This window comes from Parendozoicomonas verongulae (assembly GCF_009711465.1).
GTDB lineage: Bacteria > Pseudomonadota > Gammaproteobacteria > Pseudomonadales > Endozoicomonadaceae > Sansalvadorimonas > Sansalvadorimonas verongulae.
Genome location: NZ_SMME01000826.1, coordinates 1 through 26,183, shown reverse-complemented (window position 1 = coordinate 26,183; position 26,183 = coordinate 1). Strand labels below are relative to the sequence as shown.

22 protein-coding genes are annotated in these 26,183 nt (G+C 50.9%); 14 read left to right on the top strand and 8 right to left on the bottom strand.

All coding sequences use genetic code 11. The annotated features are described in order from the left end of the window. Positions 1-97: 97 nt before the first annotated feature. Positions 98-256, bottom strand: coding sequence for a hypothetical protein (locus tag E1189_RS11020; protein WP_155160303.1), 159 nt, complete (start codon positions 254-256; stop codon positions 98-100). A gap of 76 nt (positions 257-332) precedes the next feature. Then, complete coding sequence (locus tag E1189_RS11015) at positions 333-785, bottom strand: desulfoferrodoxin family protein (RefSeq protein WP_196221377.1); 453 nt, start codon at positions 783-785, stop codon at positions 333-335. Between the two features lie 102 nt (positions 786-887). Here E1189_RS11015 and E1189_RS11010 point away from each other — a divergent pair, with 102 nt between their 5' ends. Next, entirely contained in the window at positions 888-1,133 is a 246-nt protein-coding gene (locus tag E1189_RS11010) for a YecH family metal-binding protein (RefSeq protein ID WP_155160298.1), read from the top strand. Between the two features lie 31 nt (positions 1,134-1,164). Here the strand turns inward: E1189_RS11010 and ddpX are convergent, their stop codons facing one another. Then, entirely contained in the window at positions 1,165-1,761 is a 597-nt protein-coding gene (gene ddpX / locus E1189_RS11005) for a D-alanyl-D-alanine dipeptidase (RefSeq protein ID WP_329601987.1), read from the bottom strand. Between the two features lie 61 nt (positions 1,762-1,822). Next, positions 1,823-2,539, bottom strand: a complete 717-nt coding sequence (locus tag E1189_RS11000; RefSeq protein WP_155160296.1) for a 7-cyano-7-deazaguanine/7-aminomethyl-7-deazaguanine transporter — start codon at positions 2,537-2,539, stop codon at positions 1,823-1,825. A 290-nt stretch (positions 2,540-2,829) separates the two neighbouring features. Between E1189_RS11000 and nirB the strand changes: the two genes are divergently transcribed. Genes nirB through E1189_RS10980 form a run of 4 tightly spaced genes read left to right on the top strand, consistent with a single transcriptional unit; the run spans position 2,830 to position 9,687 of the window. After that, positions 2,830-5,388, top strand: a complete 2,559-nt coding sequence (nirB, locus tag E1189_RS10995) for a nitrite reductase large subunit NirB (RefSeq protein ID WP_329601986.1) — start codon at positions 2,830-2,832, stop codon at positions 5,386-5,388. Beyond that, positions 5,357-5,746, top strand: coding sequence for a nitrite reductase small subunit NirD (nirD, locus tag E1189_RS10990; protein ID WP_230460326.1), 390 nt, complete (start codon positions 5,357-5,359; stop codon positions 5,744-5,746). Before nirB ends, nirD begins: the two co-directional genes overlap by 32 nt. After that, positions 5,746-6,987, top strand: a complete 1,242-nt coding sequence (locus tag E1189_RS10985; protein WP_155160294.1) for an NAD(P)/FAD-dependent oxidoreductase — start codon at positions 5,746-5,748, stop codon at positions 6,985-6,987. Before nirD ends, E1189_RS10985 begins: the two co-directional genes overlap by 1 nt. Before the next feature lie 54 nt (positions 6,988-7,041). Next, positions 7,042-9,687, top strand: a complete 2,646-nt coding sequence (locus tag E1189_RS10980) for a molybdopterin-dependent oxidoreductase (RefSeq protein WP_329601985.1) — start codon at positions 7,042-7,044, stop codon at positions 9,685-9,687. Here the strand turns inward: E1189_RS10980 and E1189_RS10975 are convergent. From E1189_RS10975 to gltA, 3 genes are all read right to left on the bottom strand, one after another. After that, complete coding sequence (locus E1189_RS10975; protein ID WP_155160289.1) at positions 9,645-9,935, bottom strand: hypothetical protein; 291 nt, start codon at positions 9,933-9,935, stop codon at positions 9,645-9,647. The two genes, E1189_RS10980 and E1189_RS10975, sit on opposite strands and share 43 nt — an antisense overlap. 339 nt (positions 9,936-10,274) lie before the next feature. Next, the gene (locus E1189_RS10970; RefSeq protein ID WP_155160287.1) at positions 10,275-11,000 is read right to left on the bottom strand and encodes a TerC family protein; all 726 of its coding nucleotides are present in this window, start codon (positions 10,998-11,000) and stop codon (positions 10,275-10,277) included. 105 nt (positions 11,001-11,105) lie between these two features. Continuing rightward, entirely contained in the window at positions 11,106-12,392 is a 1,287-nt protein-coding gene (gltA, locus tag E1189_RS10965) for a citrate synthase (RefSeq protein ID WP_155160285.1), read from the bottom strand. A gap of 514 nt (positions 12,393-12,906) precedes the next feature. Between gltA and sdhC the strand changes: the two genes are divergently transcribed. From sdhC to E1189_RS10945, 4 genes are read left to right on the top strand one after another with little or no spacing between them, the layout of a single operon-like run. Then, the gene (gene sdhC, locus E1189_RS10960) at positions 12,907-13,281 is read left to right on the top strand and encodes a succinate dehydrogenase, cytochrome b556 subunit (protein ID WP_329601984.1); all 375 of its coding nucleotides are present in this window, start codon (positions 12,907-12,909) and stop codon (positions 13,279-13,281) included. After that, positions 13,275-13,643, top strand: coding sequence for a succinate dehydrogenase, hydrophobic membrane anchor protein (gene sdhD, locus E1189_RS10955; RefSeq protein WP_155160282.1), 369 nt, complete (start codon positions 13,275-13,277; stop codon positions 13,641-13,643). Before sdhC ends, sdhD begins: the two co-directional genes overlap by 7 nt. Before the next feature lie 3 nt (positions 13,644-13,646). Next, a complete protein-coding gene (sdhA, locus tag E1189_RS10950; protein ID WP_155160280.1) occupies positions 13,647-15,419 on the top strand; it encodes a succinate dehydrogenase flavoprotein subunit in 1,773 nt (590 codons plus the stop codon). Between the two features lie 25 nt (positions 15,420-15,444). Further along, complete coding sequence (locus E1189_RS10945; RefSeq protein ID WP_155160312.1) at positions 15,445-16,149, top strand: succinate dehydrogenase iron-sulfur subunit; 705 nt, start codon at positions 15,445-15,447, stop codon at positions 16,147-16,149. A gap of 77 nt (positions 16,150-16,226) precedes the next feature. Here the strand turns inward: E1189_RS10945 and E1189_RS10940 are convergent, their stop codons facing one another. Beyond that, positions 16,227-17,738, bottom strand: coding sequence for a peptide MFS transporter (locus E1189_RS10940; protein WP_329601983.1), 1,512 nt, complete (start codon positions 17,736-17,738; stop codon positions 16,227-16,229). A 514-nt stretch (positions 17,739-18,252) separates the two neighbouring features. On the opposite strand from E1189_RS10940, the gene E1189_RS10935 reads away from it, so the two are divergent. The 5 genes from E1189_RS10935 to sucD all read left to right on the top strand — a co-directional run bounded on the left by E1189_RS10935 (position 18,253) and on the right by sucD (position 26,006). Continuing rightward, the gene (locus E1189_RS10935) at positions 18,253-21,099 is read left to right on the top strand and encodes a 2-oxoglutarate dehydrogenase E1 component (protein ID WP_155160278.1); all 2,847 of its coding nucleotides are present in this window, start codon (positions 18,253-18,255) and stop codon (positions 21,097-21,099) included. A gap of 32 nt (positions 21,100-21,131) precedes the next feature. Further along, positions 21,132-22,355: a 2-oxoglutarate dehydrogenase complex dihydrolipoyllysine-residue succinyltransferase gene (odhB, locus tag E1189_RS10930; RefSeq protein ID WP_155160276.1), complete on the top strand. Its 1,224-nt coding sequence runs from the start codon at positions 21,132-21,134 to the stop codon at positions 22,353-22,355. Between the two features lie 36 nt (positions 22,356-22,391). Then, entirely contained in the window at positions 22,392-23,831 is a 1,440-nt protein-coding gene (gene lpdA, locus E1189_RS10925; RefSeq protein WP_155160274.1) for a dihydrolipoyl dehydrogenase, read from the top strand. 136 nt (positions 23,832-23,967) lie between these two features. Further along, positions 23,968-25,137, top strand: coding sequence for an ADP-forming succinate--CoA ligase subunit beta (gene sucC, locus E1189_RS10920; RefSeq protein WP_155160271.1), 1,170 nt, complete (start codon positions 23,968-23,970; stop codon positions 25,135-25,137). Beyond that, the gene (gene sucD / locus E1189_RS10915) at positions 25,134-26,006 is read left to right on the top strand and encodes a succinate--CoA ligase subunit alpha (RefSeq protein WP_155160269.1); all 873 of its coding nucleotides are present in this window, start codon (positions 25,134-25,136) and stop codon (positions 26,004-26,006) included. Before sucC ends, sucD begins: the two co-directional genes overlap by 4 nt. The last annotated feature ends 177 nt before the right edge of the window (positions 26,007-26,183 follow it).

The following is a 26,183-nucleotide window of genomic DNA, read 5'->3' as shown; positions in this document are numbered from 1 at the left end:
TTCGGTCAACCTGCTTAGCTCTCACCGCCGACGTAACAGCGACGCTCGGTGTAGGGGGAAGCAGAACACCGCCTGCTTCTGTGGTGCCACCTTTGCCTCAGTCAAGCAGCTTATCTCTCACCGTCAGAGCAGTCGAGACGCCCGGTGCAAGGGGAAGCAGAACACCACCTGCTCCTGCGGCACCACCTTCGATTCGGTCAGTCTGCTTAACTCTCACCGCAAGGGCAGCAAAGACGTCCGGTGCAAGGGTAGACAAAGATATAGGAGGCAGGGTTTAAAAAGAACTGCTGTGGCTTCAACAGTTTAGACCTTGAAAGCAATGGTCCGGGTACTTACACCGTCGTTTGAGTCAACCATGCATCATGTTTATTGCACAGGCTGATAGCGTAGAGTGGACCGGAATAGTCTTCCAGTGTAAACAGGGAGACAGGTTGACTCTCTACCTTCGGGTTGAACATATGTTCCCCGATCAGCTGCAAGTGCTGGTCGAATAGCTGGTGTTTCACGATATAGTGCTGATAGCTATTCATTTCGTGGCTGGTTTCCACGCGAATAGTTTTTCCTTGAGGTGTATCAAATACTGTCACGGTGGGTAAGTGGCCTTTGGCCTTGCTGGAATAACGCCCTGGATTTTCAGCGGTGAATATCAGGGTGCCCCAAAGTGCATTGCTACTCAGCTTTTTATGTTCTCCTTTAACCAGTGCGGGTTGTACTAAAAGGGCAACGGCTGTGGAAGTCAGGGCTGTGCTGGTTGAGAGAAAAGTGCGTCTGTTCATAGTAGGCATAATTACGCATCCCCTGATCTGATACCTGTGCAGTATTGTGAGGGTAATGAGGCTAGAGAATAGCCGTTTTTCACCAAACAGTTTACAAAATAAGGGGTTACTATGTCCGAGTCTGTACATGGTCGGAATGTATTGAAGATGGTTCTGGCAGCGGATAAGCCGCAGCCACGTGAACAGCTGATTGAAGCAATTACTGCTCAGTTTGGTGCTGATGCACACTTCCACACCTGCTCTGTTCAGGGCCTGTCTGCCAACAATCTGCTGGAACTGTTTATGGGGAAAGGCAAGCTGGTAGAAAGTGCTGAAGGCATTACTGCTGATGCCTCCAGGATCTGTGGCCATCACTGATAGTGCACCGATTTATCATCACCGACAGTCCTCAGGGCTCGTCGGCGGTGTGCTCCATCATATCTGTTCCCGCTAGCCTGTCTGACAGAACCGGGTAACGATCCAGGGTCGGCAATTCATAGTGCCACCATTCATAAGGGTGACACTGAAACCCCGCCGTATGCATAAGCCCCGCCAGTATCAGGCGATTCTTTAAGGCCTCTTCACTGATCTCGGTACTATTGTGATGGGCCAGATTACGAAAATCATCAAACTCCGTTCCCATCTCAAGCCGTTCACCGGTTTTGGATGAGGCCAGCGTCAGGTCGATGGCGACGCCTCGGCAATGAGTACGCGGGCCATTATCTGGTGGAGAAACATAACGGGCATCCGGATGGAAGTCCCAGAGCTTTTGCTGGGCTTCCAGAGGGCGGAAGGCATCCCAGATATGGAGATGAAAACCGAGTGTCAGAGCTATTTTACGGGCAGTTTCCAACTTTATCGCAGCATCTCTATGGAGATAAACTGCAGCCTTGGTATAGATGGTTGTGCCGGTAAAGTTATTATCGGTGGCCAGACGGATATCGAGGGTGATTCCGTCGGTTGAGTTATTCAGTTGTACCAGCGAGTCGAGCATCAGCTTTGCCACTTTTTTATCAGTCTTCAGACAGAGTAGACAAAACAGATACTCAAGGCAGGGCACGTCATGCTTAAGAAGCACTGGAGGCAAGGTTTTCCCGCGGTTCTTGAGAGAGCTGCCTTCCTGTATTTTTCATAATAAAAGCCTGAAGACGATTCAGAAGAACGCCATAAAGGGGCAGGAAGAGCGCCATGGAAATCGCCATTTTCCAGCCATAATCCACCATGGCAATTTCCAGCCAGTGGGTAGACATAAAGGCATCGCTGGATTTGTAAAAGGCAATGCTGAAGAAGCTGATGGTATCAATCAAGTTGCCCATGATGGTTGACGCAGCCGGGGCAATCCACCATGCCTGTAGCTGTCGCAGCCGGTTAAAAATCGTGATGTCCAGCATCTGTCCAATCAAGTAAGACGAGAAGCTGGCAAAGGCGATACGAGCCACAAACAGGTTGAAGCTATTGATTCCATCAGGTTGATACTGCCCCTGATAGAACATCACTGAAACCAGATAAGACACCACCAGAGCAGGCATCATAGCCCGGAGGATAATCTGCTGAGCCAGTGCCCGGCCAAAGATACGAACCGTCAGATCGGTAGCCAGAAATACAAAGGGAAAGGTGAATGCTCCCCAGGTGGTATGCAAGCCAAACATCTGAAAGGGAATCTGCACCAGATAGTTGCTGGCGGTGATAATAACGATATGGAACAGGCTTAAAAGAATAATCAAACGCTTGTTATCGTCGGAAGAGGTGCTCTTGGAGAGCGAGGAAAGATCAATCTGTTGCATTAGGTAAACCTTTTTCGTTAGGGCGAGGTAAGGGAACTCGAAGGCGCCGGATTTTACAGAGAATTACTTGCTTGTCTATTGGGGTTAAGAACATTTTTTAGCCGGTGCACCGATTTGGGTTTTCTCGTGCTGGCTGTGAACTATGGAGGGGCAAACTCCGCTTATGCGGTTGCGCAAGGGTTTTGAAAGTTCTCCTAGTTGTTTGTTTCTAAAGGAATAAGGTCCGGCGGGCGCAAGTTTTGCTGTGGTTTACCCAAGGATATATCAAGCCGGAATTGGGGGAGTCACAGGTGAGCAGTGATAGAAAACAAAAACAAAAGCTGGTGGTTGTTGGCAACGGTATGGTTGGCCATCGGTTTGTTGAACAGCTTGTGCAGGCCGATGGACTTAATCAATTTGATGTCGTTGTTTTTGGGGAGGAGTCACGCCCGGCTTACGACAGGGTTCACCTCTCATCCTGGTTCACCGGGACAGCAGCGGAGGAGCTGTCTCTGGTCCCGGAAGGGTTTTACGAACAAGCCGGGGTTGCGCTGATTCTTTCCGATAAAGTCTGCAGGGTGGATCGGGAGCTGTGTGAAGTGGTGTCCGAATCCGGCCGCAAAGTGTCCTACGATAAGCTGGTTCTCGCCACAGGCTCTTATCCATTTGTTCCTCCAGTTCCCGGCCACGATCGTGATGGTTGTCTGGTTTATCGTACAATTGATGACCTGGAAGCTATTGCTGAAACGGCCCGTACAGCCAAAGTGGGGGCTGTGGTTGGCGGTGGTTTGCTGGGGCTGGAAGCGGCCAAGGCGCTGAAAGATCTCGGCCTCGAAACCCATGTTGTGGAATTTGCCCCAAGGTTGATGGCCGTGCAGGTGGATGAAGGCGGTGGTCAGATGCTACGCCGCAAAATCGAAAACCTCGGAGTCACTATTCATACCTCAAAAAACACGCAGTTGATTACCGATGGTGAGGGTGCTGTGCACCAGATGCAGTTTGCTGGTGGTGACGTTCTGAATACCGATTTGGTACTGTTTTCAGCCGGTATTCGCCCGCGGGATGAGCTGGCGCGGGACTGTGGCCTCGAGCTGGGTGAGCGGGGCGGAATCGTGATTAACGACCACTGTTTAACATCGGATAACACTATCTACGCTATTGGTGAGTGCGCACTCTGGGGTGGGAAGATATTTGGGCTGGTGGCGCCGGGCTATCAAATGGGGCAGGCCGCTGTTGATCATCTTCTCGGTGAACAGGGGGCAGGATTCACCGGTGCCGATATGAGCACCAAACTCAAATTGATGGGCGTTGATGTTGCAAGCGTAGGTGATGCTCAGGGTCGTACTCCGGGGGCCCTCAGTTATCACTTCATAGATGAAGAGAAAGAGGTTTATAAGTCTCTCGTCGTATCCAAAAACAAAAAGAAAGTATTGGGCGCTGTGCTGGTGGGGGATGCCGAAGAGTATGGCTCCTTGTTGCAAATAGTGCTGAACGATATCAAACCTCCCGCCAGCCCTGCCGAGCTGATACTGCCTCAGGCTTCGGGCAATGTACCCAAAGGTCTGGGTGTCGCTGCACTGCCTGAAACGGCGCAAATCTGTTCCTGCTTCAATGTCTCCAAGGGAGAGTTGAGCAGTGCTGTGGCTGGTGGCTGTCAGGATATGGCCTCCCTCAAAGAGGCTACTTCTGTAGCGACAGGTTGCGGAGGGTGTGCGGCTATGGTCAAGCAAGTGCTGGATCATGAGCTGGAACAGCTGGGCGTTGAGGTGAAAAGGGATATCTGCGAACACTTCTCTTATTCACGGCAGGAGTTGTATAGCCTGGTACGTGTAGGGGAAATCAAATCCTTTAACGACATGCTGGAGCAATATGGCACGGGCAAAGGCTGCGATATCTGCAAACCCACCATCGGTTCAATTCTAGCTTCCTGCTGGAATGAATATGTTCTGAAAAATGAACATGCAGCCTTACAGGATACCAACGATTACTTCCTGGCAAACATGCAGAAAGATGGCACTTATTCGGTTGTTCCACGGGTGCCGGGCGGTGAGATCACACCGGAAAAACTGATTGTGATTGGTGAAGTGGCAAGAGATTACAACCTTTATACCAAAATCACCGGTGGTCAGCGTATTGATCTCTTTGGTGTACAGGTGCATCAACTTCCTGAGGTATGGAAACGATTGGTGGACGCTGGATTTGAAACCGGGCATGCCTACGGGAAATCCCTGCGGACGGTGAAATCCTGCGTTGGTCAAACCTGGTGTCGCTACGGCGTGCTGGACAGTGCCGGTATGGCGATTCGACTGGAGGAGCGTTATCGCGGGCTGCGTTCTCCCCATAAATTGAAAATGGCCGTATCCGGTTGTACCCGAGAATGCGCAGAGGCTCAAAGCAAGGATGTGGGCGTCATCGCCACGGAAAAAGGGTGGAATCTGTATGTCTGCGGAAATGGCGGTATGAAACCCCGCCATGCTGATCTTTTTGCTACAGAATTAAACGACGAACAGCTGTTTCAAACTATCGACCGGTTCCTGATGTTCTACCTGCGCACGGCTGACAGGCTGCAACGCACATCGGTATGGCTGGAGAATCTTGAAGGGGGGCTGGACTATCTGAAGGAAGTGATTCTGGAAGACAGTCTCGGTCTTGGCGATCAGCTGGAAGCGGAAATGGCAGCCAATGTTGATAGCTATCAGTGTGAATGGAAAACCACACTGGACAATCCGGAAAAGCTCAAGCGTTTCCGCCACTTCGTGAATTCCGACAAAACAGACACTAATGTCGTCTTTGTCAAAGAACGCAAGCAGATACGGCCCGCTCGCGCTGAAGAAAAAAATGACCAAAGCATTATTGCTAAAACAGCCTGAGAAGATGATGAACATTATGGAATGGATAACGGTTTGTCGTTCTGACGATATTGTAGAGAGCCTGGGGGTCGGTGCATTAGTGGCTGGCCGACAGGTTGCTGTGTTCAAGGTAGAGGGCAAGTTTTACGCCATCGATAATTTTGATCCATTTAGCCGTGCGAATGTACTGTCTCGTGGGTTAGTGGGGGATTTGAAAGGAGAGTTGGTGGTCGCTTCACCTATCTACAAACAGCATTTTTCACTGAAAACCGGTCATTGCCTTGAGGATGAAAGTGTTTCTGTTACCGCCTATGCAGTGCGTGTTCAGGGTGGTCTGGTGCAAGTGGCACTGAATAGCTCGGTGGAGCAGGCCGCCTGATGGCAAAGTTACTGGTTATTGGCAATGGCATGGCCTGCGTTCGGTGTCTTGAGCACCTTATTGAGAACCGAAACCATGGTTATGACATTACGGTGCTGTCGGCTGAACCTGTGCCCGGTTATAACCGCATCATGCTATCACCACTGTTGGCAGGGGAATTGGATGCAACAGGCACTCGGTTGCGATCAGCATCCTGGTATGCAGACAATGGCATTCAACTGCACTGCGGGGAAGCAGGGCGAGCTGTAATGATTGATCGCTCACTGCAACAGGTAGAAGCAGCAGATGGCTCTCTCTACGCCTACGACAAACTCGTTCTGGCCACTGGTTCCCGCCCTTTTATTCCCGAGATTCCCGGCTGTAACTATGAAGGCGTATTGGGTTTTCGCACGTTGAATGATGTGGAAACCATGCTTTCGGTTGTGAGCAAGGGCAGGCAAGCCGTAATCGTGGGTGGTGGCCTGTTAGGTCTGGAGGCCGCCTGTGCATTGCAGGCACAGGGTATGCACACGACTGTGGTCCATAGCCGTGCCGTGCTGATGAATCGTCAAATGGATGCCACTGCAGGGGAATTGCTACATAGAAGCCTTACAGACAAGGGTGTGGAGTTTCGACTGTTATCCAAGATGCTATCCCTAACCGGCCATAACAACCGTGTGAGTGGCGTAGTGTTGGCGAGTGGGGAAGTGCTTACTGCTGACCTCGTTGTATTGACTGCCGGTATCCATCCCAATATCGAGTTAGTGCAGAGCGCAGGTTTGCGCTGCAATCGAGGATTGCTGGTAAATTCATGCCTGCAAAGTGAAGACCCTCGTATTTTCGGGCTAGGGGAGTGTGTAGAGGTGAGTGGTCACACATTTGGTTTGGTGGAACCGGTCTATCAGCAGGCCAGGATTCTGGCTGATGTTTTGTGTGGCACGCCGGTTTCAGGGTTTCAGCCAAGTGATACGGCCACGCGGCTAAAGGTGACGGGTATTGATCTTTTTTCACTGGGGGATTTTGAAGGAGGTACACCCGATCAAAGTGAGTATGGCAACGATGAACTTGTGTTGAATATGCCATCTCAGGGTATTTATCGGAAGCTGGTGATAAGAAATCATCGCCTGCAAGGTGTTCTTCTCTACGGCGATATCAGTGATGCCTTGTGGTATCAGGAGCTTTTTGAATTACAACAGGATATTTCGGAATTCAGGGATATGATGATTTTTGGAAGATCCTATACGGAACCTGACGCAGCCTGAAAATAACAAGCCCCAGGCACAAACAAGGCGCAGAAGAATAACAAGGTATTGCAAGTGAATCAGTGCATAAAAACAACGTGTGCCTACTGTGGTGTAGGGTGTGGAATTCAGGCTGACATCGAAGATACAGAAACCCATCAAATTAAAATTCAGGGTGATGTCTTCCATCCGGCAAACCACGGTCGTCTGTGTTCCAAAGGTTCAGCACTGGGAGAAACCGTTGGATTTGAAGACAGGCTGTTAGCGCCTCATATTAATGGACTTCAATCCACATGGGGTTACGCTCTTAATGACGTCGCATCCCGTATCAAATCCACTATCAGGAAATATGGCCCGGAAAGCGTGGCGCTTTACGGCTCCGGCCAACTGTTAACAGAGGACTACTATGTTGCCAATAAACTGATGAAGGGGTTTATTGGCAGCTCCAATATCGACACTAACTCTCGTTTGTGCATGGCTTCTACAGTGGCAGGGCACAAGCGTGCATTTGGGGAAGATATTGTACCCGGCTGCTATGAAGATTTAGAACTGGCCGACCTGATTGTTCTGGTTGGCTCGAATACCGCCTGGTGCCATCCCATCCTGTTCCAGCGAATTCAAGCCTCTATTGAAAAGCACCCGAATAAAAAAGTTATCGTTATTGATCCGCGAAAAACCGCTACCTGTGAAATCGCTGACTTACACCTCCCCCTAAAACCGGGCACCGACACAACCCTGTTTGCTGGGTTGCTGGTGTGGCTGGCCGATCACGGTGCTGTTGATAATCAATGGGTGTCCTCAAATACAGAGGGTTTTGAGCAGGCTCTTGCTGCCGCAAGAAAGAGTGCGTCTAATCTGAATGCTGTTTCAGAAACGTGTGGACTTTCCATTACTGATTTAAAGACCTTCTACACACTGTTTGCTGGCACAGAAAATGTGGTGACGGCCTGGTCACAGGGAACCAATCAGGGTTTTGATGGCACAGACCGTGTGAATGCCATAATCAACACCCATCTGGCTACGGGGCGTATTAGCAAGCCTGGTTGTGGCCCCTTGTCTCTAACGGGGCAGCCCAACGCTATGGGGGGAAGGGAAGTAGGTGGATTAGCCAACCAGCTGGCTGCCCATATGGATTTTGCCCCTGAGGATATTGATCGTGTTCAACGCTTTTGGGGCGCGCCCAATATGGTTAGCAAGCCCGGACTGACAGCGGTTGATTTATTTGAGGCTATGGGACGAGGGGGTATTCGCCTTGTCTGGATACTGGGCTCCAATCCGGCAGTCAGTATGCCCAATGCCGATAAAGTACGAGCAGCTCTTGAGCGATGCGAACATGTTGTTGTGTCGGATTGTGTACGGAATACGGATACCGGAGCCTATGCTGATATTCTCCTTCCCGCCGCGCCCTGGAGTGAGAAAGATGGCACGGTCACCAACTCCGAGCGCAGAATTTCCCGACAGCGAGCGTTGTTTCCCCTTGCAGGAGAGGCCAGGCCCGATTGGTGGGTGCTTGCACAGGTGGGGTTGCGTTTGGGGTATACCGCTGACTTCGAGTACACTTGTCCGGCTGATATTTTCAGGGAACATGCGCGGCTTTCTGGCTTTGAGAACTCTGTGAGTGAGAGCTTTCGGCTGTTTAACCTGTCAGGGCTGCAAAACCTTTCAAATAATGATTATGACAATCTGAAACCGTTGCAGTGGCCAGTCTCTACTGCAGAAAATACTGGGGACACTGAGAGGCTGTTTGCCAACGGAGGGTTTTGCACTCCATCTGGTAAAGCGTGGTTTGTGATGCCAGCAGCTGAGAGAGCAGCGTTCCCCGATAAAAACTATCCCTTCATTCTGAATACCGGCCGTATTCGTGACCAATGGCACACAATGACCCGTACAGCTCGAGCAGTTCAGCTGAATCGTCACATCTACGAGCCGTTTATTCAAATCCATCCCGACGATGCAAAGGCTTTAAAAGTAAAAGCTGGCGAGCTGGCCCAACTGCAGTCTTCCTACGGGCGTGCTGTAGCCAGAGTACAGGTGGATGAGGACATGACTGCTGGTCAGGTGTTTATGCCCATGCACTGGACACGGGAGTATACCCGAGGTGGACTATTGGGGCCTTTGGTGCACCAGGTGACTGATCCTGTTTCCCGTCAGCCGGATAGCAAGGCAACCCCTGTGCGTATAAGCCCCTGGCAGGGGGAATGGTATGGCGTGTTGGTTTCCCGCCGAAAGATGACGCTTCCAGATATTGAGTACTGCGCGGCTGTTCGGGATAAGCACTGCTGGCGTTATGAATTGGGTGGGAGTGATCAAGGGGACATTGCTCATAAGTTGTTGCCAGAGGGGGATGTCATCACGTTTCAATCCCGTACAGGCGTGTTGCGCCAGGCGATTATGGAAGAAGGACAAATTATGAGTGTCCTTTGTCTATCGTCTTCTCCGCTGGAGCTGGATCGTCAGTGGCTGCATCAGCAATTTGAGAAGGATGAAGTGAACTGGCGGGTGCTGGCCGGTGTAGCGGGGTCTGGAAAGAGGAGTGGGCCAACAGTGTGTGCCTGTTTTGGTGTAGGAGAAAACACTATCTGCGAAGGTATTGATAGCGGGTTGGACAGTGTTGAGGCTATCGGGCGGGAGTTAAAAGCAGGAACCAATTGTGGCTCCTGCGTGCCGGAGCTGAAACGTTATCTTCTGGAGTGTAAAAACAAGTTGGAGCTGGCGGTGTGACTGCCCAGCTCAATAATATCTGCGTGGATCGGGCGGGACATGCTGGAAACTTCCATCTGCCACTGACTATGACACTCTGAGCATTCCAGCTTGATGGTTCCGATTTTCTGGTTCCATAAGCGAGCCATGGGAACTTCAAGTTTCCCTTCACAGCCGTCGTGACAGTTCCAGCTTACCGAGTTGCCATCGCAGGCGGCCTCAAAGTAAACGCCGTCAAAAGTGAACCCGTCGAAATGCGGAGAGCTCATTGAGTACCCTGTTGGTATAATGATTTTCCGGTAGCCACTATCATCTTTGGTCGGCAGTTTTGGGCATAGCTTTCGAGACGTTTCACAGCAGCTTCCATTTCACTCCGGTCCACACATGCCTGAGGGTGGGAATAGGGCTCATATTTGAAGGGATAATGGCTGCAGGCGGAGGCGGTCATCATGCCTGCAGCAACAACTACTGTGCGGGCGAGTCTTTGGGGGCAGAATCCATTCCAGAACATCGTATACCTCTCTGGCATGACTGAGTCAGATAGCGTCCCTTTGAGTGTAGAAGGTGTATAGAAAGGGAGGTGTCAAAGCTTCGGCAGAGGGCACCATTCACCCCTTATTACTGTTCGTTTTCTTAGCAGCCTGACGAATATTGAGAATTTCCACTCCCAGAGAGAAGGCCATTGCAAAATAGATATAGCCTTTGGGTATATGAAATGAGAGGCCCTCTGCCAGTAAGGACACACCTACCAGAATCAGGAAGCTCAGGGCCAGCATCTTCAAGGTAGGGTGCCGGTCTACAAAGTCACCAATCGCCCTGGCAGCAAACAGCATGACCCCCACAGCAATAACAATGGCGATAATCATCACGGAAATATGGTCTGCCATACCCACGGCAGTGATAACAGAATCCAGAGAGAAGACAATATCCAGCAGAGCGATTTGTATCAGTGTCACGACAAAGCTGGAGGCTGCAATATTTGCTGGTGTCTGGTCCTGGCCGCCCTCGAGTGAGGCATGAATTTCATGGGTACTTTTGGCCAGCAGGAATAATCCGCCGCCGAAAAGGATGATGTCCCGCCCGGACACATTGTGACTCAGCAGGGTAAACAGTGGTTCCGTCAATCCAATCACCCAGGCAATGGAAAGAAGGAGAAGAATGCGGGTGGTCATTGCCAGAATCAGGCCAATGGTACGGGCTTTATTACGCTGGTGGGGGGGCAGACGGCCAGCAAGAATGCTGACAAAAATAATATTGTCGATACCCAGCACGATTTCCAGGGCTGTAAGGGTAAGCAGAGATATCCAGGCCTGTGGATCGCTGAACCACTCCATAAGAAATCCTTTTAGAGGGTGATTTCTTAGAGTTAAGTGGTTTTAAACAAAAACGCCACTGGCAGGCAGTGGCGTTTTGACATTTAAAGCTCATGTGTCTAGCTGTTAACGCTCAGACAGAGGAGTGAAATCTCGCTGAGGGTGCCCGGTATATAGCTGACGTGGACGACCAATGCGGTAGCTGCTGCTGATCATTTCATGCCAGTGGGCAACCCAGCCAGGGGTGCGGCCTGTGGCAAAGATAACAGTGAACATCTCCACAGGAATGCCCAGTGCTTTCAGTATGATGCCGGAGTAAAAGTCCACGTTTGGGTACAACTGGCGATCAATAAAGTACTGGTCCTCCAGCGCAATCTGCTCCAGACGTTTGGCAATTTTCAGCTGAGGGTCGTTAATGCCCAGCTCACCCAGTACCTCGTCACAGGTTTGTTTCATAACCCTGGCGCGGGGGTCAAAGTTCTTATAGACACGATGGCCGAAGCCCATCAGTCGGAATGGATCGTTCCTGTCTTTTGCCTTGGCAACAAAATCGTCGATATTGGACTCATCGCCAATTTCATCCAGCATCTTCAGTACAGCTTCGTTGGCACCACCATGAGCAGGCCCCCACAATGCTGCGATACCAGAAGCGATACAGGCGAACGGGTTGGCACCACTGGAACCGGCCAGTCGTACGGTAGAGGTGGATGCATTCTGCTCATGGTCGGCATGAAGTAAGAATATCTTGTCCATGGCGCGAGCGAGGACAGGATTGACTTCATAGGCTTCGCAGGGGGTGGCAAACATCATATGCAGGAAGTTGCCGCCGTAAGAGAGATCATTGCGAGGGTACATGAAGGGCTGACCTATGGAATACTTGTACGCCATGGCTGCCAGAGTAGGCATTTTGGAAATCAGGCGGTAGGCAGTAATCTGACGATGACGCTCGTTCGTGATGTCCAGGGAGTCGTGATAGAAAGACGACAGTGCACCGACAAGACCACACATAATTGCCATAGGGTGAGCATCACGGCGGAAACCGTTCAGGAACTCAATCATCTGCTCATGTACCATGGTGTGACCCATGATGGTTGAAGAGAATTTCTCTTTTTCTTCTGCGTCGGGCAGTTCACCGTAAATCAACAAATAGCAGACTTCCAGAAAATCAGAGTGTTCTGCCAGTTGTTCGATGGGATAGCCCCTGTGAAGGAGAACGCCCTTATCGCCATCTATAAAGGTAATTTTTGATTCGCATGCTGCAGTGGAGACAAATCCCGGATCGTAGGTAAACACACCATTTGCGGTGAGTTTTCTGACATCGATAACATCGGGTCCAAGAGTTCCGCTATAAACCGGCAGTTCCAGGGATTCTTCACTACCTTCTATGGTTAGCCGCGCGAGCTTCTCAGCCATGGGCCCTCCTGCTTGTACTATCGGATTGTGTATTTGCTTTCTTATAATTCTTGCTGCGATTTTGCCCTTGATGCCTGTACTTAAATGAACGGCGGGCATTGCTGAACCCGATCTTAATATGCCAAGTGTCGTGTAGTTGCGTATTTTCTTGTTGTCTTCTTCGGGTTCGGCGTACTTAGTTTCGCCCAACTATAGAGAGATAAATGTTTTTGTCAAACAACCAGAGGCCTCATGTTCATAAGGCGATTTTGTTTTTATTTTGTAAAAAAATTCTCAATCGCTGGTGAAAAGTTAATTTGTGCAGGGGCATTTTATGACATCGTGCTGACGTATGGTTGTGTAGATAATAACGTAGTGTTTTTAGTGGTTTATACGGACTTGTGCCGTTGTAATCAGAGATTGAAGTCTCTATACTTGCGCCCGAAGTCAGAGGGTGAAAAGTACGTATCCTTCAGGCCATAATCATAACTCATGCACAATTCCAAAGACCCGTTCGGGTGACAGGGTGTAGACCGTGAATAGCAAGAGACCAGTCAATCTCGACCTGACAACAATAAGGTTGCCCTTACCCGCCTATACATCGATTCTTCACCGGGTCTCCGGTGTGATTCTCTTTGTGGGTATTGCTTTCCTTCTCTATGGGCTTGATCTTTCGCTTGATTCTAAAGCAGAGTTTGAGCAGTTTACCGAGTGCCTCACTTCTCCAATCGCCAAATTTATTGCCTGGGGATTGCTGACTGGCCTTGGTTATCATTTCGTTGCCGGTATCAAGCATCTGCTGATGGATGCAGGTATAGGGGAATCTAAAGAGTCTGGCAAAACTGGCGCGCAGGTAACACTTGTGCTGGGCGTTGCTCTCAGTATTTTGGCGGGGGTGTGGGTATGGTAACCAATATTACCAATCTGTCGCGCAGTGGTCTTTACGACTGGATGGTACAACGGGTGACCGCTGTGGTTCTGGCAGCTTACACCGTCTTTATGGTGGCCTGGTTGGTATGCAATGGCCCTGTTGACTATGAAGCATGGCAGGGGCTGTTTGGTCAAACCTGGATGCGCATTTTCAGCCTGCTGGCACTGATTTCTTTGGGGGCACATGCCTGGGTGGGTATGTGGACCATCTCGGGTGACTATCTGAATGAACGGGCTCTCGGTAAAAAAGCGCTGGTTTTTCGTTTTCTTTTTCAGGCGCTGTGCGGCATCGTGATGTTCAGCTACATGGTCTGGGGTGTTCAGATTCTTTGGGGGCTATAAGGGATGTCGAAGATTCGTACGCTGACATTTGATGCCATCGTTATTGGTGGCGGTGGTGCAGGTATGCGCGCGGCTCTGCAGCTGACAGAGTCCGGTGTCAGTACCGCATGTATAACAAAAGTTTTTCCAACCCGTTCACACACCGTGTCTGCACAAGGCGGTATTACCTGTGCAATCGCCAGTGCAGACCCGAATGATGACTGGCGCTGGCATATGTATGACACCGTAAAAGGGTCAGACTATATTGGCGATCAGGATGCCATCGAGTATATGTGCTCTGTTGGCCCTCAGGCGGTTTATGAACTGGATCACATGGGGCTGCCGTTTTCCCGTACCGAAGAAGGCCGTATCTATCAGCGTCCTTTTGGCGGGCAGTCCAAAGACTTTGGTGAAGGTGGTCAGGCGGCACGTACCTGTGCGGCGGCTGACCGTACCGGCCATGCTCTGCTTCATGCGCTGTATCAAGGTAACCTGAAAGGCGGTACCACGTTCTTTAACGAATGGTATGCCGTTGATCTGGTAAAAAATGCCAAGGGGCAGGTTGCGGGTGTGATAGCTATCTGCATAGAAACCGGTGAAGTGGTTTACATCAAGGCCAAGGCTACGGTGATGGCCACCGGTGGTGCAGGTCGTATTTATGCATCTACCACTAACGCCCTGATCAACACCGGCGATGGTGTAGGAATGGCACTCCGGGCCGGTTATATGGCTCAGGATATGGAGATGTGGCAGTTCCACCCAACGGGCATTTACGGTGCCGGTGTTCTGGTCACGGAAGGTTGTCGGGGTGAGGGCGGTTATCTGATCAATGGTGATGGTGAACGCTTTATGGAACGTTATGCGCCAAACGCCAAAGACCTTGCTGGTCGGGATGTTGTGGCTCGCTCCATGATTCTGGAAATTATGGAAGGCCGTGGTGCTGGCCCGAACAAGGATCATGTACTGCTGAAACTGGATCATCTTGGTGAAGAAACCCTGAACCTGCGTCTGCCCGGTATCTGTGAACTGTCCAAGACCTTTGCTCACATTGACCCTGTGAAAGACCCGGTACCTGTTGTACCAACCTGTCATTACATGATGGGCGGTATCCCCACGAACATCGGTGGTCAGGCATTGATGCGCAATACTTCTGGGGACGACGAAGTTGTAGAAGGTCTGTACGCCTGTGGTGAAGCCGCTTGTGTCTCCGTGCACGGTGCGAACCGCCTGGGTGGTAACTCTCTGCTTGACCTTGTTGTATTTGGTCGTGCAGCCGGTATCCAGATCAAGAAGAGCCTCGAAGATGGTTTTGATTCTGTCGATGCCAGTGAAGACGATATTCAGCGAGCTATGGCTCGTCTGGATCGCCTGAACAGCTCGACTTCCGGTGAAAAGGTGGCCGACGTTCGCAAGGACTTGCAGAATATTATGCAGTTGAACTTTGGTGTATTCCGTGAAGAAGAGACCATGCTGAAAGGCCTCAAAGAGCTGGATGCACTGGGTGAGCGTTTGCAGAATGTGTATCTGGAAGACAAGAGTAAGGCCTTTAACACGGCTCGCATCGAGGCTCTGGAGCTGGAAAATCTGTACGAAGTGGCTTACGCGACCGCAGTTTCTGCCCTTGAGCGGAAAGAGTCCCGTGGTGCTCATGCCCGTAACGACTTCCAGGAGAGGGATGACGAAAACTGGCTGAAGCACTCCCTGTACTTCCCGGAAGGCAAAAAGGTCGGTAAACGTGAGGTGAACTTCACACCTAAGACTATGAAGCCATTCCCGCCTAAAGCGCGGTCTTACTAAAAAGGGAGGGAGGCTAAAGATGAGTTTGCTGGTAAGCATTTATCGTTATAACCCTGAAACAGACTCTGCGCCGTACATGCAGGACATCACCGTTGATATTCCGGAAGGGAAAGACTTGATGGTGTTGGATGTTCTGGCTCTGATTAAGGAGAAAGACGATAGTCTGGCCTATCGCCGCTCCTGCCGTGAAGGCGTGTGTGGTTCCGATGGTCTGAATATCAGTGGCACCAATGGTCTGGCCTGTATCACGCCATTGTCGGAAGCCGTTCGCAAGGGCAAGCTGGTGTTGCGCCCGCTGCCTGGCTTGCCGGTGATTCGTGATCTGGTGGTGGATATGGCTCTTTTCTACAAGCAGTATGAAAAGATTCAGCCCTATCTGATCAACGACACACCTGCACCGCCTATTGAGCGTTTGCAATCACCAGAAGAGCGGGAAAAACTGGATGGTCTGTATGAGTGCATTCTGTGTGCATGTTGCTCCACATCCTGTCCATCATTCTGGTGGAACCCGGATAAATTTGTGGGCCCAGCGGGATTGTTGCAGGCCTACCGCTTCCTGGCGGACAGCCGTGATACTGCGACTGACGAGCGTCTGGCCAATCTGGATGACCCGTTCAGTGTGTTCCGTTGCCGAGGCATTATGAACTGTGTGAATGTGTGTCCGAAAGGTTTGAACCCAACCCGGGCTATTGGTCATATTAGAAATATGTTGCTGGCCAGCGGTACTTAAAACAATTCAACAGATAAAAAGAAACCCTCCTTTGTTTGAAGGAGGGTTTCTTTCTTTTAGCTTGAAAGCTAAGAGGGTCAGGCAGCTTTCAGATTGCCTTGCGCGTCAGTTTCGCCAGCTTCGATTGCCTTGCCGCGGGCAACCATACGCTTGATGATCTGAGCCAGACCCATGGTTACGAAAGCCATTACGATGGCCGCGAGACCCAGAGTATGGAAGAAGTTTCCGTATACGGTCTGAACCACTTCAGGCGTCAGAACGATGTCTTTTGGCAGTGCGATGCGAGTAGAAATAATCGCAGCTACCAGACCAGAAAGGGACAGGGATACGGAGCGCAGACCGATACCGAAGGCCTTTAGACGCGTTGGCATCATCTCATAGATAAAGCCAACACCCAGTGCCCCCACAATCAGTTCTGCGATTGCCTGGAAGAAGTGAACACCCATAATCCATTCCGCAGCGATCTTGCCATCAGCGTTAATATGCTGAGTGGAAGAGGCCAGCAGCAGGAAGGCCGCGGCAGAGAACAGGAAAGCAAAGCCAAACTTGGTTGGGATAGTTGGGTTGATGCCTTTCTTTTCCAGGAATCCGTAAACCATCATGATGGGGGTACCCAGCAGGAAGCACCACAGTGGGTTAAATGCTGCGTTGGACTCAGGGCGGAAAGGAATACTACCAAAGAGGTGGTCGTCCATCATGTTGATGGCATACAGGTTCATGGAGGTGGACATCTGCCCGTAGTAGAAGTAGAAGCAGATCAGGATGAACAGGGATACCAGCAGGGCACACATTTTCCAGCGTTCTGCAGGTGTAGAGCGGAAAATTTCAATAACAAAGTAACCGATGGCACCAAGGCCCAGTGCCAGCATCAGGTCCTTGCCTGCGTCCAGATTGGAGAAAATCCAGAAAACCAGGCCCAGCATCGCCAGAGAACCAACCGCAAAGACAGCCCATGTGCCAGCAGAAACAGGGCGCTGGTCAGCATCACTACCCACGCTGATGAGCTGACGGCGGAAAATAAAGAATAACAGCACGTTGATGGACATCAGTACGGTGGAGATCAGGAAGTTGCCACGGTAGCCAATGTAGGCAATGAACAGTGGGAACAGATAGCGCGCTGTAAACGAGCCCAGATTATTGATGGAGTAGTTAATGGTGAGTGCTTGCTGGAATACATCGCGTTTGTCCGCAGCAAAGGAGTTACCCAAAAGCACCGTTGGGCAAGCCGCTGAAAGCCCCCGTGAGTAGCCTATCAGGGCAATCGAAAAAATACTGAGAGGAATATTGAGCGTGCCGGCCCCGATAGAAAGACTCAGCAGACCCAAAGCGTAAAAGCTGTAGCCGATGTAAACCGCGCGGAAAGAGCCAATAATGCGATCAGCGGCCAAACCGCCGAGCACTGAGAAAACCGGTCCAACGGCTCCGAAGGCGCCCAACATCATCAGTGTGTCGGTTTCGCTATAGTTCAGTTCTTCCAGAAAGAAACGGGTGAGCAACACATAAACGCCGTAGTAGGCAGCACCCCAGAGCATTTGCCGAAGCATCAAGACTCTGGCGGGGAGAGAGAAACGAGATTCTCCAGTAGGCACAACAAACTCCTTGTATGGTCGTGCTGTCTTGAGAGAAAGGCTATGTAAACAGCACGTCAGTTTTGGTGTGCTCAAACTATCACCCCCTTTTCATCAAAAAATTGATCTATGACTAATGAACTATGTAAATTGCGCAATTTGTTTTAGTTAGTGCGGCGTAGATCAAGGGGTAGGTGTTTAATATGAGAAGGATGTTCTGATTAATTTCTACTCAGTCATGAAAAATCATTCGGAAATCCGTGACTTAGTAGGTGATTTGTGTAGGTGTTAGTGCCTATAATGGGCGCGAAGTCCGAAGGTTGCTCTTTGTCAAAGGTGTATACGGGTTTTTATATATTGTCTGTATATAAAATGTACAATCGACAATGCAGGCTGGACCTGAGACGATCTTTGATAACAGCCACGCTGTTCACAGAACTACAAAGGTCTCAAAAGATTTAACCAACAGGGGCTTCCGGACACAATCCGGTCTATCCATACAGGACAGGCCCCTTTATCTGGGGTGACAGAAACAATGCAAGATGGTGTCATGCAGCGCATGTGGCAAACAGCCCATATCTCCGGGGGAAACGCTGCATATGTAGAAGAACTGTACGAGCGCTATCTGCGTGATCCAAATACCGTTCCTGAGCAATGGCGAGATTATTTTGCCGGGCTTCCCCAAGTTGCCGGCGCTACCGCCAATGACGTTCCCCACTCTACAGTCCAGGAAAATTTTGTTCGCCTGGCCCAGAGTCGTCAGCGTCACAAGCCCGTGGCTGCCAGCTTCGTATCCAGCGAGCATGAGAAAAAGCAGGTTCTTGTTCTTCGCTTGATGAATGGTTATAGGATGCGTGGTCATCAGAAAGCCAGGCTCGACCCTCTTGGCCTGATGATCCGTGAAGATATCCCCGACCTTCAGCTGGAACACCATGGCCTGACAGAGGCAGATCTTGATACACCTTTCCAAACCGGCTCCTTGTTTCTAGGCAAAGAGGAAGCCACTTTAGGTGAAATCTGTGAGGCTCTCGAGGCCACATACTGCAGCTCCATTGGTGCGGAGTTTATGCACATTGTGGATACTGAGCAGCGCCGCTGGTTTCAGCGCAAGCTGGAAAGTGTTCGTGGCCGTCCGAAAATGAGTGATGCTGCCCGTATTCACTTGCTGGAGCGCCTCACCGCAGCAGAAGGTCTGGAAAAATATTTAGGTACCAAGTTTCCGGGAACCAAACGGTTTGGTCTGGAAGGTGGGGAGTCCCTGATTCCCATGCTGGATGAATTGATTCAGCGTACAGGTGCCGGGTCGGCAAAAGAAGTGGTGATCGGCATGGCTCACCGTGGCCGATTGAATGTGCTGGTCAATATCCTTGGCAAGAACCCTGCCGATCTGTTTGAAGAGTTCGAAGGCAAGATCAACCTGCATAACAAGAACGGTTCCGGTGATGTGAAATACCATCAGGGTTTTTCATCCAATGTCATGACTCCCGGTGGCGAAGTGCATCTGGCTCTGGCCTTTAACCCATCTCACCTTGAGATTGTGAGCCCGGTCGTAGAAGGTTCTGTGCGTGCCCGTCAGGATCGCCGTGACGATACTGCCCGCGATCAGGTGTTGCCTGTCTCCATTCATGGTGATGCTGCGTTTGCAGGGCAGGGCGTTGTGATGGAAACCTTTCAGCTCTCCCAGACCCGCGCTTATGCAACTGGCGGTACGATTCATATTGTGGTGAACAATCAGGTGGGCTTTACCACCAGTAAGCGGGAAGATGCCCGCTCCACAGAGTATTGTACAGATGTGGCCAAAATTGTTGGGGCACCCATCCTTCATGTGAATGGTGATGATCCTGAAGCGGTAATCTTCGCCACCAAACTGGCTGCAGACTACCGCAAGGAATTCAAGAGCGATGTAGTGATTGATCTGGTTTGCTACCGCCGTCGTGGTCATAACGAGGCGGATGAGCCCTCTTCCACCCAGCCCATGATGTATAGCCAGATCAAAGTGCAGGACACGTCTCGCACTTTGTATGCGAATAGTCTGGTAGAAAGCGAGGTGATCTCAGAAGAGCAGAATCTCGCCATGATCGAAGATTATCGGAACGCATTGGATAATGGCCAGCATGTAGCCAAGAGTCTGGTGCGGGAGCCGAATACAGATCTTTATGTAGACTGGGAGCCATACCTCGGTCATGAGTGGACAGCTCTGCACGACACACGCGTTGCACTGGGTACTCTGCAGGAACTGGGACAGGCTTTGTCTCAGGTGCCGGAAGGGTTTGCTCTTCAACGCCAGGTGGGCAAGATTATCGACGATCGCCGTAAGATGGCTGCCGGTGCGCTTTCTATTAACTGGGGCATGGCAGAACTGCTGGCCTATGCATCGCTGCTAATGGAAGGTCACCCTGTGCGAATTACCGGCCAGGATGTAGGGCGGGGTACGTTCTCTCATCGACATGCCGTGCTGCACAGTCAGAAGGACGGATCAACCTGGGTACCGCTGGCTCATCTGGCCGAAGAGCAGCCTCCGCTGCAGATTTATGATTCTGTGCTTTCCGAAGAAGCGGTGCTGGCCTTTGAATACGGCTACTCCACTACCCAGCCGAACTCTCTGGTCATCTGGGAAGCGCAGTTTGGCGATTTTGCTAATGGCGCCCAGGTGGTGATTGACCAGTTTATAACCAGTGGCGAGTCTAAGTGGGGCCGCCTGTGTGGATTGACTATGCTACTGCCCCACGGTTACGAAGGGCAAGGGCCCGAACACTCTTCTGCACGCCTTGAACGCTTCCTGCAGCTCTGTGCCGAACACAATATTCAGGTATGTGTGCCTACTACACCTGCCCAGGTATTTCATATGTTACGCCGACAGGTGCTGCGGCCGTTGCGTAAGCCACTGGTGGTGTTCTCTCCCAAGAGCCTGCTGCGCCATAAGTCAGCAGTATCTTCGCTGGAAGATTTATCGGAAGGATCTTTCCAGACGGTGCTGCCCGAAACTGCAGAGCTGGATAGCAGCAAAGTCACCCGTCTGGTGATCTGTAGTGGCAAGGTATACTACGATCTGCTGGACAAGCGTGGAGCGGAAGAGTTGAAACATATCGCAATTGTGCGTGTCGAGCAGCTGTACCCCTTCCCGGAAGAAGTCCTTCAGGGGGTTATGGACGCTTATCCTCATCTGACATCTGTTGTCTGGTGTCAGGAAGAGCCTATGAATCAGGGCGCCTGGTACTGCAGTCAACACCATATGCACCGGGTTGTTGCCGGTCACAAGAATAAAACACTTGCACTCACTTATGCCGGACGTCCCGCATCCGCTGCTCCTGCCTGTGGTTACATGTCTATGCATGTTGAACAGCAGCAGAAGCTGGTTGCCGATGCACTGGACCTGAATTGAGCAGCACTGGAGCAAAAGGAATCTGACGAATTATGGCTACTGACATCAAAGCCCCCACATTTCCCGAATCTGTAGCTGACGGCACAATTGCTACCTGGCACAAGCAGCCCGGTGAAAGCTGCAAGCGTGATGAGCTGCTGGCAGATATTGAAACCGATAAAGTGGTTCTGGAAATTGTGGCTCCCGCCGACGGCGTGCTGAGTGAAATTATTAAAAATGAAGGTGATACCATTCTCAGCGAAGAGCTGATTGGCCGCTTCAGTGTAGGTGAGGTGGGTAAAACCATTGCTGCGGTACCGACTCCTGCAGAAACAACAACTAAAGAATCTTCATCTGCCAGTGAACCTATTCTCAGCCCTGCAGCCCGCCGTGCTGCAGAAGAGCTGAGTGTGAATCCTGCCAGTGTGTCAGGTACAGGTAAGGATGGTCGTGTGACCAAAGAGGACGTGCTGGCTTTTGCCAAAGATGGCAGTGCTCCTGTTGTTGCACCTGCCTCGGTACCTGTTCCAGCACCAAAAGCACAGCCCGAAGCTTTGGCACCGGTTTTTGATGGGGAGCGCGTAGAGAAACGTGTTCCCATGACTCGCCTGCGTGCGAAGGTGGCAGAGCGCTTGGTTCAGGCCCAGCAGACAGCCGCCATGTTGACCACGTTTAACGAGGTTAATATGAAGCCCATCATGGATTTGCGGGCACAGTACAAGGAAAAATTCGAAAAGCGTCACGGCGTAAAAATGGGCTTTATGTCCTTCTTCGTAAAGGCTGCAGTTGAAGCTTTGAAGCGTCAACCTGTTGTCAACGCTTCCATTGATGGCAATGATATTGTATATCATGGCTACCAGGATATTGGTGTTGCGGTATCCAGTGATCGGGGACTCGTGGTTCCTGTTTTACGTGATACTGAAAATATGAGTCTTGCTGATGTAGAATCGACCATTCGTGACTACGGAACCAAAGCAAGGGATGGCAAACTCTCTATTGAAGAGATGACTGGTGGCACCTTTACTATCTCCAACGGGGGCGTATTTGGATCTTTACTCTCTACGCCAATTCTGAATCCTCCACAGGCTGCCATTCTGGGCATGCACAAGATTCAGGAGCGTCCCATGGCTGTCAACGGAGAAGTGGTGATACTCCCCATGATGTATCTCGCTCTTTCCTACGATCACCGTTTGTTGGATGGTAAGGAAGCCGTAACTTTCCTCGTTACGATGAAGGAACTCCTTGAAGATCCTGCCCGTATACTTCTTGATGTTTGACGGCAGGTCTGACGGTTAAAACTCTGGAAATTAGATATGACAGATAAGTTTGATGTAGCAGTTATCGGCGCAGGTCCTGCAGGGTATGTGTCTGCCATTCGTGCAGCACAGCTGGGCATGAAGACCGTATGCATCGATAAGTGGATAGACGAAAAAGGTAAGGCGAAGTTGGGAGGAACCTGCCTTAATGTAGGTTGTATCCCTTCCAAGGCGCTGCTGGATACTTCTCATAAGTTCCATGAGGCTCACAAAGGCTTTAAGGTCCATGGTATCTCTTTGGAGAATCTGGATATCGATGTTCCTGCGATGATCAAGCGCAAGGATAAAGTCGTTAAGCAGATGAACATGGGCATCAGTGGCCTGTTTAAGGCTAATGGTGTTGAGCATGCTATGGGCACAGCCAAGGTGCTGGCAGGCAAGCAGATTGAAATCACTGCACCCGATGGCTCTGTAAAAACTATCGCAGCCGAGAATGTTGTGATCGCAACGGGCTCTGTCCCTATCGAAATTCCACCCACTCCTCTGGATAACGACATTATTGTTGACTCTACTGGTGCACTGGAATTTCAGGAAGTGCCAGAGCGTCTGGGTGTGATCGGTGCTGGTGTTATTGGCCTGGAACTGGGTAGTGTCTGGTCTCGTTTAGGCTCCAAGGTAACTGTACTGGAAGCTCTGGATTCTTTCCTGGCGCTGGCTGACCAGGAAGTCGCCAAAGAGTCTGCCAAGATATTCAAGAAGCAAAAGTTGGATATCCGTTTAGGGGCTCGTGTTGTTGGCTCTGAAATCAAGGGCCGTGAAGTGGAAGTTCGCTACCTGGACTCCGCCGGTGAAGAGCACAGGGAAACTTACGACAAGCTGATTGTTTGTGTCGGTCGTCGCCCGTACACCGAAGGCTTGTTTGCTCCCGACGCAGGTATCAACCTGGACGAGCGAGGCTTCGTCTTCGTTGATGATCAGTGCCGTACTGATGTACCCGGTGTATTTGCCATCGGTGACGTAGTGCGTGGCCCAATGCTGGCGCACAAGGGTTCTGAAGAAGGTGTCATGGTTGCCGAGCTGATTGCCGAGAAAGTGGCTCAGGTAAACTACGAACTGATCCCTTCCGTCATTTATACCCATCCTGAAGTGGCATGGGCAGGTAAAACTGAAGAAGAAGTGAAAGCTGCGGGCGAAGAGTACAAAGTGGGCACCTTCCCGTTTGCTGCCATCGGCCGTGCTGTTGCTGCCAATGAAGCAGATGGCATGGTGAAAGTGATCGCAGATAAAGCAACGGATCGTGTATTGGGAGTACACGCTGTGGGGCCTTGTGCTGCGGAACTGGTTCAGCAGGGTGTGATTGCTATGGAGTTCCGGGCCAGCGCGGAGGATCTGCAGCTGACTATGTTTGGCCATCCAACCTTTGGTGAAGCTCTCCACGAAGCTGCTCTGGCTGTTGATGGTCACGCTATCCATATGCCAAACCGCAAGAAGCGCTAGGAAAACGATTTAACTGTGTTCGAGTAGGGTGTCTGGTGATGCGTCATTCATTGGGCACCCTGGAGGGGGCAGGGGAAAAGGATTCCCCCTGACCGATAATGATAAGAATTGCGCCGCTGGCGCACAGGGTATCTCAATGAATCTGCATGAATATCAGGGCAAGCAGCTGTTCGCTGCCTATGGCTTGCCGGTTTCGACCGGCTATGCCTGTGATACAGCCGATGAAGCAGTGGCTGCTGCTGACAAAATTGGAGGCGACACTTGGGTCGTAAAGGCACAAGTACATGCTGGTGGTCGTGGTAAAGCGGGTGGTGTAAAGCTGGTTAAGAGTCGTGATGAGATTCGTGCTTTTGCCGACCAGTGGCTGGGGCAGCGTCTGGTGACTTATCAGACAGATGAAAAAGGCCAGCCCGTTGCAAAAATTCTGGTAGAGAGCTGCACTGATATTGCTAACGAGCTGTATCTCGGTGCGGTTGTAGACCGTTCAACCCGTCGCATTGTTTTCATGGCTTCCACCGAAGGCGGTGTGGAGATTGAAAAGGTTGCTGAAGAAACCCCTGAAAAAATCCTCAAAGCAGAGATTGACCCTCTGGTAGGCGCACAGCCTTATCAGGGCCGCGACCTGGCATTTAAATTGGGTCTGGATGCCAAACAGGTGAAGCAGTTCACCAAGATTTTCCTGGGGCTGGCCAGGCTCTTCCAGGATCACGATCTTGCGCTTCTTGAGATAAACCCTTTGGTAATCACCGAAGAAGGCGATCTGCACTGTCTTGATGCCAAAATTAATATCGACAGTAATGCAAGCTATCGACAGCCCAAACTGAAGGCCATGCACGATCCCAGTCAGGAGGATCCCCGTGAGGCCCATGCTGCCAGCTGGGAGCTCAACTATGTGGCTCTGGACGGTAACATCGGCTGTATGGTAAACGGCGCCGGTCTGGCGATGGGTACTATGGATATTGTAAAGCTGCACGGAGGTGAGCCTGCCAACTTCCTGGATGTAGGGGGCGGCGCGACCAAAGAGCGCGTAACCGAGGCTTTCAAGATCATCCTGTCTGATGAAAACGTGAAAGCGGTTCTGGTCAATATCTTTGGTGGTATCGTACGCTGCGACCTGATTGCTGAAGGCATTATCGGGGCTGTGAAGGATGTGGGAGTGAAGGTGCCTGTGATTGTTCGCCTGGAAGGCAATAACGCAGAGAACGGTTCAAAACTTTTGGCCGAAAGTGGACTGGATATTATTGCTGCAGCCAGTTTGACAGACGCTGCGCAGCAGGTTGTAACAGCAGCGGAGGGCCAGGCATGAGCATTCTCATCGATAAAAACACAAAAGTGATCTGCCAGGGCTTTACTGGCTCGCAGGGGACTTTCCACTCCGAGCAGGCGATTGCCTACGGTACCCAGATGGTGGGTGGTGTAACTCCCGGTAAAGGTGGTCAGACTCACTTGGGTTTACCAGTATTCAACACTGTTGCAGAGGCTGTGAAAGCGACTGATGCTACTGCCAGTGTGATCTATGTACCAGCACCTTTCTGTAAGGACTCCATTCTGGAAGCCGCTAACGGTGGAATTGAGCTGGTGATCTGTATCACGGAAGGTATTCCGACTCTGGATATGCTGGAAGCCAAAGTGAAGTGTGATGAACTGGGGGTACGTCTGGTTGGCCCTAACTGCCCTGGTGTGATTACCCCAGGCGAGTGCAAGATCGGTATTATGCCTGGTCATATTCATAAGCCCGGTAAGGTGGGTATTGTGTCCCGCTCTGGTACGCTGACTTATGAAGCGGTTAAGCAGACTACGGATTTCGGTTTTGGTCAGTCTACCTGCGTAGGTATTGGAGGTGACCCAATTCCTGGCTCTAACTTCATTGATATTCTTGAGCTTTTTGAGAGGGACCCTGCCACTGAAGCCATCGTTATGATCGGTGAGATCGGCGGTACAGCGGAAGAGGAAGCGGCTGCCTATATCAAGGAGCATGTGACCAAGCCTGTTGTGTCTTATATTGCTGGTGTGACTGCACCTCCTGGTAAGCGTATGGGCCATGCTGGTGCGATTATCTCCGGTGGTAAGGGTACTGCGGATGAGAAGTTTGCAGCTCTTCAAGATGCTGGCGTGAAGACTGTTCGTAGCTTGGCTGATATCGGTGAAGGTTTGAAGGAAATTACTGGTTGGTAATCTTTTGACTTTAGCGTTCATCAGCGGCTGGGGATGGTTTGATATTTCCCGCGCTGATGGACTGTCTTGCGACTACCGTCCATGGCCTTTGTAAATTTCCAACTATCCCCAGATACTTTAGCTTAATGGAAATAAGTTTCCTTTAGATATAAGTACCCGGACCATTGCTTTCGCATA